This window comes from Castellaniella sp., from assembly GCF_047971665.1.
Classification (GTDB): domain Bacteria; phylum Pseudomonadota; class Gammaproteobacteria; order Burkholderiales; family Burkholderiaceae_B; genus Castellaniella.
This window is the reverse complement of the sequence record NZ_JBKEAA010000041.1, coordinates 1-11,500: the sequence shown is the minus strand read 5'-3', so window position 1 is coordinate 11,500 and position 11,500 is coordinate 1. Positions and strand designations below refer to the sequence as shown.

The 11,500-nt window shown below is 62.6% G+C and carries 13 protein-coding genes; 6 read left to right on the top strand and 7 right to left on the bottom strand.

The genetic code is table 11. The annotated features are described in order from the left end of the window. Both ACK5JE_RS13030 and ACK5JE_RS13025 read left to right on the top strand, forming a co-directional pair. Positions 1-281 (top strand): integrase core domain-containing protein (locus ACK5JE_RS13030; RefSeq protein ID WP_416802123.1); only part of this gene is annotated, 281 nt, incomplete at its 5' end. Between the two features lie 32 nt (positions 282-313). Next, positions 314-946, top strand: a complete 633-nt coding sequence (locus tag ACK5JE_RS13025; protein WP_416802122.1) for an SDR family NAD(P)-dependent oxidoreductase — start codon at positions 314-316, stop codon at positions 944-946. A 268-nt stretch (positions 947-1,214) separates the two neighbouring features. Here the strand turns inward: ACK5JE_RS13025 and ACK5JE_RS13020 are convergent, their stop codons facing one another. The 6 genes from ACK5JE_RS13020 to ACK5JE_RS12995 form a co-directional block, all read right to left on the bottom strand. Then, the gene (locus tag ACK5JE_RS13020) at positions 1,215-1,739 is read right to left on the bottom strand and encodes a DUF1993 domain-containing protein (RefSeq protein ID WP_416802121.1); all 525 of its coding nucleotides are present in this window, start codon (positions 1,737-1,739) and stop codon (positions 1,215-1,217) included. 318 nt (positions 1,740-2,057) lie between these two features. Next, entirely contained in the window at positions 2,058-2,636 is a 579-nt protein-coding gene (locus tag ACK5JE_RS13015) for a DJ-1/PfpI family protein (RefSeq protein ID WP_416802124.1), read from the bottom strand. Positions 2,637-2,660: 24 nt separating this feature from the next. Continuing rightward, positions 2,661-3,041 (bottom strand): ribbon-helix-helix domain-containing protein, encoded by a 381-nt coding sequence (locus tag ACK5JE_RS13010; protein ID WP_416802120.1) that lies wholly within the window; start codon positions 3,039-3,041, stop codon positions 2,661-2,663. A gap of 60 nt (positions 3,042-3,101) precedes the next feature. Further along, positions 3,102-4,673, bottom strand: coding sequence for a GMC family oxidoreductase (locus ACK5JE_RS13005; protein ID WP_416802119.1), 1,572 nt, complete (start codon positions 4,671-4,673; stop codon positions 3,102-3,104). 74 nt (positions 4,674-4,747) lie between these two features. Further along, positions 4,748-5,341: a tat (twin-arginine translocation) pathway signal sequence gene (locus ACK5JE_RS13000; protein WP_416802118.1), complete on the bottom strand. Its 594-nt coding sequence runs from the start codon at positions 5,339-5,341 to the stop codon at positions 4,748-4,750. 50 nt (positions 5,342-5,391) lie between these two features. Further along, entirely contained in the window at positions 5,392-5,787 is a 396-nt protein-coding gene (locus tag ACK5JE_RS12995; RefSeq protein WP_416802117.1) for a VOC family protein, read from the bottom strand. A 352-nt stretch (positions 5,788-6,139) separates the two neighbouring features. Between ACK5JE_RS12995 and ACK5JE_RS12990 the strand changes: the two genes are divergently transcribed. From ACK5JE_RS12990 to ACK5JE_RS12980, 3 genes are all read left to right on the top strand, one after another. Then, complete coding sequence (locus ACK5JE_RS12990; RefSeq protein WP_416802116.1) at positions 6,140-6,898, top strand: SDR family oxidoreductase; 759 nt, start codon at positions 6,140-6,142, stop codon at positions 6,896-6,898. Between the two features lie 215 nt (positions 6,899-7,113). Then, a complete protein-coding gene (locus ACK5JE_RS12985; protein WP_416802115.1) occupies positions 7,114-8,067 on the top strand; it encodes a serine hydrolase in 954 nt (317 codons plus the stop codon). 118 nt (positions 8,068-8,185) lie between these two features. Next, positions 8,186-8,857 carry a class I SAM-dependent methyltransferase gene (locus tag ACK5JE_RS12980; protein WP_416802114.1) on the top strand — a complete coding sequence of 224 codons (672 nt, stop codon included), beginning with the start codon at positions 8,186-8,188 and terminating at the stop codon, positions 8,855-8,857. A 59-nt stretch (positions 8,858-8,916) separates the two neighbouring features. Here the strand turns inward: ACK5JE_RS12980 and ACK5JE_RS12975 are convergent, their stop codons facing one another. Then, entirely contained in the window at positions 8,917-9,897 is a 981-nt protein-coding gene (locus ACK5JE_RS12975; protein ID WP_416802113.1) for a zinc-binding dehydrogenase, read from the bottom strand. A 113-nt stretch (positions 9,898-10,010) separates the two neighbouring features. On the opposite strand from ACK5JE_RS12975, the gene ACK5JE_RS12970 reads away from it, so the two are divergent. Beyond that, positions 10,011-10,913, top strand: coding sequence for a PAS domain S-box protein (locus ACK5JE_RS12970; protein WP_416802112.1), 903 nt, complete (start codon positions 10,011-10,013; stop codon positions 10,911-10,913). Positions 10,914-11,500 lie beyond the last annotated feature (587 nt).

Here is an 11,500-nt window from a genome sequence, read left to right as displayed (position 1 = left end):
GGTGTGCCCATGCCCGGAAAGGACCAAAACGCCTACTTGACAGACATAGGAGCATCAACGCCCTGGCCGAAACCATCAACGGTCTGTACAAGACGGAGCTGATTCATCGGCGTGGCCCCTGGAAGACCAAGGCCGCCGTGGAGTTGGCCACCTTGGAATGGGTGGCTTGGTTCAATCATCAGCGGCTGCTGGAATCGATTGGCGACATCCCGCCCGCTGAGGCTGAACAGCGGTATTATCAGCAACTCGCAGCCCAGGCTGCGGAGCCTGTTTCACTTTAACCAAACAGCCTCCGCGATTCCCGGGGTGATTCATGAGGGAAATTGGTGCCGACGCGAGCGTCATCGCCGTCGCCGATGTATCCAGGAAGGATCAGGCAAAGTCGATCATCGATACCGCGCTGAAGGTATTCGGCGGGATCGACGTGGTCGTCAACAATGCCGGTGTAGTCCATGGCGGCACCGCGGATACGCTGGAGGACAGTGCATTCGAGGCGATGCTCGCGGTCAATGTGGGCGGTGTGCGTAACGTCACACTGGCGGCACTGGAGGCGCTGCGCAAGTCCAGGGGCAATGTGGTCAATGTATCCTCGGTCTCGGGCATGCGTGGTGACTGGAGTATGTATGGCTACAACGCTTCCAAGGGCGCGGTGTTGTTGCTCACTCAGGGGCTTGCACTGGACCTGGGAAGCGAAGGTATCCGTGTCAATGCGGTGGCCCCGGCCACGACCAATACCCGCCTTGCCGCGCCGCTGAAGCAGGCACCGGAGGCGCTGGCCGTGCTCAACAGGCGCATCCCGATGGGACGCCTGGTTGAACCCGAGGAAGTGGCCAGCGTGGTTTCGTTCCTGGCGGGGCCGGATGCCAGTTTCGTCAACGGGGTAATCCTACCGGTCGATGGCGGGCTGTCGGCATCCAACGGCCAGCCTAATTTTTTCAACCCGTGATCTCGGGTTCATTTCGGCAGTGCGAACGCGATGATGTAATCTCCCCAATTGTTGGAGTTGTAGCGTGCGCCGCTGGCAGTCAGGGCGATGTATTGTCGCCCGTTGTTGCCGACATAGGTGACCGGGGTGGACTGAGGGCCCGATGACAGTCGCCCCTTCCAGAGGACTTCGCCTGTCGAACTCAGGTTGCATTTTCATAATTTTCAACCTTCTGAATTTTATGAAAAAAATCATTGTTTACAATTGAATGCTCCCGACCCGCAGGCGCTCAGGCTTTCTTGAGTGGCAGCTTGCCCAGAAAATCCCGTTTGGCGATGGAGACCCCCTGGTTGCGCAGGATGCCGTACGCGGTCGTCACATGGAAATAGAAATTGGGGATGGAAAAGCCCAGCAGGAAGTCCTTGGCCGTGAATGGCAGGCGCCGGTCGCTGAACAGGAAATTCAGGTCCTTCCGGGCCAGTTGATCCAGCTCGGCAGGCGTGATGGTGGCCAGGAACGCGCGCGCCTCACTCAGCATCGTGTGCAGTGTCGTCAGGTCGTGCGGGACATCGCCGCCCAGAGGAGAGAATTCGCCCTGGCGAAGCCCCTCGACGGCGCCTTGCGAGTGATGGCAGCACTGTTCGATCTGCTTGGCAAAATCCCACATGTTGTCGGACAGGCGCGCCGCGCACAGCGTTTCCACAGGTCCCCCCGACTCGCGGGCATGGGCTTCGACCTTGTCCAGCAGCCCCTCGAGGGACAAGAGGAAATGATCGTAGGTCTTGATGGTGGCGTCGTACAAAATCTCTGACATGCGTGTTTTCCTTGTCGATGGTCCGGCATCCAGCATGCCGATTCCGGCCTTGTGTGGGGTGACAGTGACCCATGACGACGGCAGGCGATGACGGCTGCCGGCTCTTCGGGCAAGAGCCTGGAAGCAAGGATTTTATGTCAGCGCCGATCATCTCCAAAGTAACCAGCCGGGATTCTCCTCCGAGCGGGTGTCCGGCGGACGCTGCGCATGGCGCGTTGCCGTTCCGCTGCGGTGGTGGAGCCAATGGAGAATGGGGGGATGCGATGCGTGCCGCCGGCGCTTGGGCCGGCGGCCGGGCTGAGGGGTTCGTCCCCCGGATCAGTGAGAGATCCGGGTGCCCAGCACAGCCAGGAACTGCGCCAGCCAGGCGGGGTGGGCCGGCCAGGCCGGCGCCGTCACCAGATTGCCGTCGGTATGGGCCTGGTCGATGCCGATGTCGGCGTAGGTGCCGCCGCCCAGCCGGACCTCGGGCGCGCAGGCCGGGTAGGCCGAGCAGGTGCGGCCTTTGAGGATGCCGGCGGCGGCCAGGAGCTGGGCTCCGTGGCAGATTGCGGCAATGGGTTTGCCAGCCTGGTCGAAACGCTGGACGATGTCCAGCACTTTTTCGTTCAGGCGCAGGTATTCGGGCGCGCGTCCGCCCGCCACGACCAGCCCGTCATAGGCTTGCGGATCGGCCTGCTCGAAATCGCAATTCACGGTGAAATTGTGGCCGCGCTTTTCGCTGTAGGTCTGCGCGCCCTCGAAATCATGGATCGCGGTGACGATCGTCTCGCCGGCTTTCTTGCCTGGACACACGGCATGCACGGTATGTCCGACCGCCTGCAGGGCCTGGAACGGCACCATGACTTCGTAGTCTTCGGCGTAATCGCCGACCAGCATCAACAGTTTCTTGGCCATCATGGCCTCCGGAAATGAGCGGGACTATCGTCCAAGCAACGGCGGGCTGTCTCCGAGCGTGAGACGGCTCTCTGCTGCATGGGAATGCGGGGCCGTATGCCGGCCGGTCAGGTCCAGCACGCGCCGGGCATCCTGCATCGACTGGCCCCTGAGTTCGAAATAGCGCATACAGGTGACCCGCAGGAAAGAGGTGAAATTCGACACCTCGTCCCTGCAGGCATAGACCTCGTCATACAGTGTTGCAATGAGTTGGTTGGTCGTCATGCCCTCGTCATGCGCAAGCTGCGAGAGAGTGTCCCAGAACAGGTTTTCCAGCTTGATGCTGGTCACGACCTTGGCGATGCGCACGGACCGGTTCCTGGATTCGTATTGAATCGGATCGGTATTGGAATAGATATGACACATGTGCTGCCTCCTGTGTGAGCCTGTTCTGGAACAGTTTCTTCAGTGCTGCCTTTGCGACGTTCAGAGTTCCTTGCGAGACATGAAATTCGCGATCGATTCTGCCTGCCGGATCGCCAGTGACACGATCGTCAGTGTCGGGTTTTCGGCGGCGCTCGATGTGAACTGGCTGCCGTCTGAGATGAACAGGTTCGGCACATCATGTGCGCGGCCGTACTTGTCGCAGACACCGTCATCCGCCTTGAGGCTCATGCGGCAGGTCCCCAGGTTGTGGGTCGAGGGGTAGGGCGGTGTTTCGAAAGTACGCTGTGCGCCTGCTGCCTCGTAGATGGCTTTGCTGCGCTCGAATGCATGATTGCGCATGGCCTTGTCGTTAGGGTGATCGTCATAGTATACGTTAGGCACCGGCAACCCGAACTGATCCTTGGCCTCGGTGTTCAGCGTGATGCGGTTCCGGGCCTGAGGCAGATCCTCGCCGACGATCCACAAGCCGGCCGTCTTGTCGTAGTCGTCCATGTAGGACGCGAACTCGGCTCCCCAGGCGCCCGGGTCCAGGAATGCGGCGTAGAACGCGATGCCCAGGCTGATGGTCTCGAGCTCGTAGCCGCCGACGAAACCGCGCGAAGGATCGTGTTTTGCCTCGTCCTGCACGATCCCGGCCATGGTCGTGCCCCGGTACATATGCACCGGTTTGTCGAAGACGGCGTAGACCGAGCCGGTCGTGTGGCGCATGTAGTTGCGGCCGACCTGACCGGAACTGTTGGCCAGCCCGTCCTTGAATTTGCCGGACTCGGACATCAGCAGCAGGCGCGGTGTTTCGATCGAATTGCCGGCGACGCAGACGACGCGTGCCGCTTGCCGCTGTTCTTTGCCGTCCTGGTCGAAATAGACGACCGCGCTGGCCTTGCCCTGAGCATCGTGTTCGATGCGGGATACATGGCTCTGGACCCGCAGGTCGAGCAGGCCGGTGGCCTCGGCCTTGGGGATTTCGGTGTAGAGGGTCGACCATTTGGCGGCGGCCTTGCAGCCCTGGAAACAGAACCCCTGCTGGATGCAGGGCGCCCGTCCGTCGCGGGCCTCGCTGTTGATGGCCATGCGGCCGGTGCTGACCTCTTTGTAGCCGAGCTTGGTGGCGCCGTCGTACAGGATCTTGAAGTTGTTGTTGCCGGGCAGTCCGGGAATGCCGTTGGTCCGCGTGACGCCCATCTTGGATTCGGCGCGCGCGTAGTAGGGTTCCATGTCGGCCAGGCTGATGGGCCAGTCCATCAGGCTGCTGCCCTTGACCTCGCCATACGTGGTTCTGGCCTTGAATTCGTGTTCCTGGAAACGCAGCGATGCGCCTGCCCAGTGCGTCGTCGTGCCGCCGACCGTTTTACAGATCCAGGCGGGCAGATTGGGGAAATCCCGGGAGACGCGCCACGAGCCGGAGGTCGTGCGGTTATCGAGCCAGGCCAGTTGATCGAATGATTTCCACTCGTCCTGGATGAAACTGGATGGGCTTTCGCGTTTGCCGGCCTCCAGCACCACGACCTTGATGCCCTTTTGACAGAGTTCGTTGGCCAGCGTGCCGCCGCCCGCGCCCGAACCGATGATGACGACGACGCTGTCGTCCTTGTAATCGTATTTGTTACCCATGAACTGCCTCCTGTTGATTCTTTTCTAGCAAGACACCATCGCCTTGATGGCGCTTTTGTGATGGGGTGCCGACTTCAGGCGTCGAACGGCGGCGGGCTTGCCGACTCGGGGGGATCGGGCAGCCAGGTCAGATCGTTGAAGCCGCGTTTGAGGTAGCCTCCCTTGGTCCAGATCTCGCCTTCGTAACCGAAATGCTTGTAGGCCATCTGGTTGTCATAGATCGATGTGATGCACTGGCCACGGACTTTTTTGAAGAAGGGGTCCGTGCTCATGGCCTGGAGGATGGCGACCTGGCGCTTTGGCGTGGCGGCGGCCCAGTTGCCCTCGGCGTTCTTGTTCAGTGCCTTGATACCCGCGGTCACCATGTCGTGAACGGCCTTGTCGCTACAGGCGGCGTCGATGTCCTTGACGAGCAAGGCATACACGGCATCAGGCAGATCCTTGTGCGGATACAGACGTTTTGCCATCAGCAGGAGATCCTGCGCCTGTTTTTTGTCGAGGACCTGGGCTTCGAGCGCCCAGGTTCTGGAGGGCGCCAGCGCGGCCAGCAGCGTCCCTGTGGCAAGGGTGCCGGTCAGCACGACGGTGCCCTTGAGGAAGTTGCGGCGGGAACCGCTGCGGATGCGGAGGATGTCCGACTCCGGTGGCCGGGCGATGATTTCTTTCATGCTTGTCTCCTGAACTATTGTGTTGTTGCGAGAGGGTTTTCTGCGCGTCCTTATTGATAGTGGCCGTCGCTGTGCAGGACCTCGATCTTGTAGCCGTCCGGGTCTTGCAGAAAGAAAAACGAGGCCAGCACCTTGCCATCCCGGTCGAGCCGCTTGATGTCCGTGGGGTGGTAGCCCTTTTGAACGAACGATGCGTGCGTGGCCTCGAGATCGGGGACGGCAAAGGCCACGTGCCCGTAGGCGTCACCGTGTTCGTAGGGCGTCTCCCGGTCCTTGTTCAGCGTCAGTTCGATTTCGACCGGGCAGGCTTCGCTGCGAAGATAGACCAGCGTGAAAGAGGGGAAATCGAGCCGGTGGGTTTCCTGGAACTCGAAGGCCTCGCGATAGAAATCGATGGATCGCTGCAGATCCCTCACCCGAATCATGATGTGGATGAGTTTTGCCACATTCAACTCCTTGTTGGTCCTTGATGGAATCATTATGCGGACCTCATATCCAAGGGGGTAACAGCCGGGTGCTACACCTTGATACGGCCTTGATACGGAGCAGAAAGCGCATGATGCGCCCTCATTCGGCATGCGAATGCAGCAAGGTGGTGCAGGTGCGATGACGGACCGCAAAATCCCGATTGACGGGAAAAAGCGGAATAGGCGCGCGAGGCATGCCGGCGCTCATGCCGGTTTTGTTTTTACCAGTGCGTTTTCATGATTGCGGGCATGCAACCGGCAGCGCCAATGATAGTAAGATCATTTGAATCAATGCCTCGTTGGCGGCATGCGACTTTGCGAGGAGACCTGTGTGAACTCAACCCCTTCAAAAATTGCCATCGTGACCGGGGCCGGCTCGGGCGTGGGGCAGGCGGCGGCGCTGGCGATGCTGGGCGCGGGCTATCGGGTGGTGCTGGCGGGCCGGCGCGCGCATGCGCTCGAGGACGTGGCGGCGCAGTCCGGCGCCGGCGACCGGGTGCTCGCGGTACCGGCCGATGTGACGGACGAGCAGGCGGTGGCGCGCCTTTTCGAGACCTGCGTCCGGCATTTCGGCGGGCTGGATGTCGTGTTCAACAATGCCGGAGGCAATGTGCCCGGGGTGCCGCTCGAAGACCTGACGCTGGCGCAGTGGCAGCAGGTGGTGGACGTCAACCTGACGGGCATGTTCCTGTGCGTGCGCGAATCTTTCCGCATCATGAAGGCCAAGCATCCTCCGGGGGGTCGCATCATCAACAATGGCTCGATCTCGGCGCATGCGCCGCGTCCGGACTCGGTGCCCTATACGGCCACCAAGCACGCGGTATCCGGGCTGACCAAATCCGCGGCGCTGGACGGGCGCAAATACAATATCGCGGTCGGGCAGATCGACATCGGCAATGCCGCGACCTCCATGACGACACGGATGTCCGAGGGCATTCTCCAGGCCAATGGCGAGAAAATGGCGGAGCCGCGCATCGACGCCGACATTGTCGGCCTGTCGGTATTGCATATGGCCAGCCTGCCGCTCGAGGCCAATGTACTGTTCCATACGGTCATGGCGACCAAGATGCCGTTCGTGGGTCGGGGATGATCCAGCCCGTCGAGACACAGCGCAGGACCGCTGGCCAGGTCGAGACACAACACAGGATCGCCAGCCTGGTCGATGCACGATGCGGGATCGCTGGCCTGGGGGACCACACCGTCAGCCTGCGGTGTCGGGCCGCCCGCCCGCCCTCATGCGCGATGCCGGGGTTTCGGGCCGGGGCGATGCGGTTCCTGAGGGGACTGTGTTGCGCGGCTGGCGTGATGGCCGTTTCGTTTTCGATTTTCAGCTGGCCGTTGGCCGCATCCGCTCAGAGCCCCAATTTTCATCCCTGCAATGCCCAGCCGGCTTTGCCGATCTGCCAGCATGGTTATGGCCGGCGCATTGCCACGGCGCGTTGGGGGGCGCCGCCGGAGGCGCTGGATCCGGATACGGCAGTCAAGGCTTCCCTGGTGACACGAGATCCGTCCAGGGAGATCGAACAGCTCAAGTCCACTTCGATTTTTGTCCAGGATATGGCGACATCCGAGGTATTGTTCGCGCGCGATGAGAATGTCGTACGGCCAGTCGCGTCCATCGTCAAGCTGATGACGGCGCTGGTGGTGATCGATGCCGGCCTGCCGATGGACGAGAAGATCATCGTCGAGGCCAGCGATGTCGATGGGGTGGGCGAGCTGCCTTCGCGCCTGGCGGCCGGGACGAGCCTGAGTCGCGCCGATCTGTTGCATCTGGCCTTGGCCTCGTCTGAAAACAGCGCGGCGCATGCGCTGGGACGGACCTATCCGGGCGGACTGCCCGCTTTTGTCGCGGCCATGAATGTCCGTGCGCGGGCGCTGGGCATGGATGATGCCCGGTTCGTCGAGCCTGTCGGCCTGTCCAATGAGAACATGGCTTCGGCCAGGGATCTGGCCCGGCTGGTGCATGCGGCGTCGCAGCAGCCGCTGATTCGCAAGTTCACGACCGAGGCCCGTTACCGGATCGGTGATCGAGCATTTCGCAATACCAATATGCTGGTCGGCCGGTCGCATTGGAACATTCTTGCTTCGAAAACGGGCACCACCCGCGAGGCCGGCGACTGCTTGGTGATGATGATCCGGCTGGGCGGCCGTCAACTGGCCATGGTGCTGCTCAATGCGCAGGGAATGAGCGGCTCGCGTTTTGGCGATGCTGTCCGCCTGCGGCGCGTCCTGGACAATCGGCTGGCCGCGCAGCCGTGAGCCCAGGGGAATGGCGGCCGGTTGTCACGATTGCATACTTCTGCCTGTTCCCTCATCTGTGATAACTTACCGGCATTGCCTTGTTCAGAGGTTCTCTGGAGCACTGGAAGGGGTCTGCATGCTGAAAAACGCGGGGGTCGCGCTGTCGCCCTTGATCGCAACATTACGATCCGTGGGATCGCGCTATGTGGCTGATTCCCGCCGGGCGGCCGAGGCCCTCGGCGCCACGCAGGCGGGCCTGTTTCTGCGTGAACTCCTCGATGCGCCCGCTGGCGTCGGGGCCGTCTGGCCCAGTTCGATGCGCCTGGCGCGCGACATGGCGGCCCGGATCGATCCGGGCGGCGCGGGTCTGGTGGTGGAACTGGGAGCCGGGACCGGCGTGGTGACCCAGGCGTTGCTCGATCGCGGTGTGTCAGCGGATCGCTTGCGGGTGGTGGAGCGATCGCCCGCGTTCGTGCGGCATCTGCGGCAGCGTTTTCCGGGGCTGGTTATTTTGCAGGGGGATGCGGCCCGGCTGTCGGATGTGCTGGAGGCCGACCAGGCGTGCCGGCCGGTGGACGGGATCGTTTCCAGTCTGCCACTGCGCTCTCTGGCGCCCGATGTCGTGTCTGCCGTGCTTGACCAGTGCCGGATGCTCCTGAGGCCGGGCTGTCCGCTGGTGCAGTTCACCTACATGCTGCGAGGCCTGCCGGCCGTCGGATTGTCTGAGGGTTTTCTGGTCAGGCATGGCCCGGTCGTCTGGGCCAATCTGCCGCCGGCTCGGGTGATAGAGCTGGCTCGCGCGAGGTAGGGCCCCGTCGGGTGGATCGAATCCCGCGCTTGTCTGACAGGCGCGCGCGCCACTGCCGTTCACGCGGCCGCCTCTCTGCTCACGATCAGCTTTCCTGATTGTGCGTTGGACTCCATGCGGGCCAGACCGGCGGCCAGTTCGTCGAACGAAAAGACGCGGTCGATGACGGGTACGAGCCGACCGTCGGCCAGGCGTGGCAGCACGTGATCGATGACGCCCTGCACGATGCGCTGGCGCTGTTCGGGGCCGTAGCCTTTGCTGGATACGCCAAAGACACTCAGACGACGGGCATGCAGCGCGGCGAGATCGAGGCGTCCTTCCAGCACGCCGTCCATGTAGCCGATCGTGGCCAGCCGGCCTTCGAAGGCCAGGCAGCGGATGCATTCGGCAAAGACCGAGCCGCCCGCGATATTGACGACCAGATTGACCCCCTGGCCTTGGGTGGCGGTCATCACGGCGTCGTAAAAATCGGGATGGCGCGTAGGCAGGCCCACGTCCAGGCCCAGGCGCTGGAGATCCGCCAGCTTTTCGGATGATCCCGAGGTTCCGATGACATGCGCGCCCAGCGCCTTGGCCAGTTGCAGCGCTGCGACCCCCGCCCCTGAGGAAACCCCTGTGATCAGGAGCCATTGAGCTTTGCCCAGACGTCCCTGGTCGATCAGCATGTCGTAGACCACCATGAAGGCGATGGGAATGGCGGCTGCCTGAATCCAGGACAGGCGCTCGGGGACGATCATGGCATCGCGCATGTCCAGCAGCGCATAGTCTGCGAAAGCGGCGCGGCAACGTCCCATGACGCGGTCGCCGGCTTGAAAGGGCTGGGAGCCGGTTCCGGCCTCGACGATCTCTCCGGCCGCTTCGATGCCCAGGATTGTCGAGGTCCCGGCAGGCTGTTTGCGCAGCGCCAGCAGTTCTCCGCGATTCATGCCGGCGGCGCGCACACGGACCAGCAGCTGCTGAGGCCCGGGTCTTGGCAGGGGGGCTTCCTGGGGTTCGATCTGAATGCGATTGTTGACGAGTCGTGCCGTGTACGCGCGCATGCCGGAGCCTGTTGTCCGATTGGGAAAGAGTAAGGTAGCACGCGCAGCCTGTGTTTTCACGCTGCATGGTCGTGCATGCGCTACAGTGACGATGATACCGATGGAGACCCCGCATGAGCCGCAAAACGATCAATGTCGCATTCACATCCGACGATTGGCGAGGTGTTGCCCTGTCGAATTTCAGCCTGTCACCCTTTGTGCTCGATGAGGTTTCTCAGGCGTCTGTCGAGGGGTTCATCCAGGGCATCAAGTTCCCTCCTGGCCATCCTGCCCGGGAACAGGCGTTCACGTCTTGGGCCCGGGAGGCCAAGGCCTGCGGAAAAGGGGCGGACAGGCAGTTCGTCTACTGGGGAGAGGCGCGCATTGAGTTCGGTTCCGATGCGCACCACCGCCTGGTCGAGCGGGCATTGCGCGCGCGTTTTGCCCAGAACGAGGGCTTATGCCGCGTGCTGGCGTCCACCCGGGGGCTGGAGATTCTGCATCACACTGGCGAGGAGCGGGAGCCCGCCCAAACATCCATGCCGGCGGATCTGTTCTGTCGCATCCTGAGTGATATCCGCGATGCGCTGCCAGCGTCGGACAGGCTGCCCGTGTCCGGTCAATCGCCGGAATCGGGCGATCTGGCCGAAAGGATCCTCGAGCAGACAACGGATGCCCTGATCTATGCGGATCGAGAGGGGCGGATCGTGCGCTGGAATCAGGCGGCCAGCCGGCTGTTCGGCTTTGCTCCTGAAGAGGCGCTGGACGCCAGCCTCGATCTGATCATTCCGGAGCACCTGCGCGCCGCTCACTGGGCCGGCTACAACGCGGCGTTGACCAGCGGCCGGATGAAACTCGAAGGCCGGCCGACCCTGACCCGCGGACTGAAAAAGGACGGGCAGAAATGCTATGTCGAAATGACCTTTGCGCTGGTCCTGGATGGGGCCGGGCAGGGGATGGGTTCGGTCGCGATGGCGCGTGACGTGACGCAACGGGTGGAAAGCGAGCGCGCCGCCCGCAAGACGCAGGCCGGGTAAGCTCAACGCCTGCCGTGGCCTCCCGGCATGCCTGGTCGAACATGTCGTCCGGATCCACCCGGCCCGCCGCGATCACCCGGTCCGCCGGGTCTCGCATGCCCCTCACGCCCACCATCCCAGCCAGGCCCTGCGTGATCGCCACGCCCCCGGTGCCAGCTGCCGGGTCTCGGGCGCCAGCCGCGGCCTCTGTCCCAACCATGCCATCCGTTCCATGCGCCGAACCCGAAATACAGGGTCGGCGGCGCGACGTAGACCGACGAGTCGCTGTAGATGCTACCGTCGTCGTAGTAGGCGGGCGCGGGCTCGTAGACGGCGCATCCGCTCAGGGCGGATGCCATGGCGAATACGAGGGCGAACTGTCCTGCGCGGCGGGAAAGAAGTGTTTTCTTCATGAAGAAGATTATGGACCTGGTCGCAGCGCGGGGAGGCAAGAATTTGCAGGCGCTTACACAGATGCGGGATTTCTCCCTGTTCAGGGCTTCGAAGCCACGATTGGTCACATCCTGATCGTGGGAGAGGGCCCTCGATGCGGTTGAAAACCTGGTGGGCCCCCCGAGAGTCGAACTCGGCACCAACGGATTATGAGT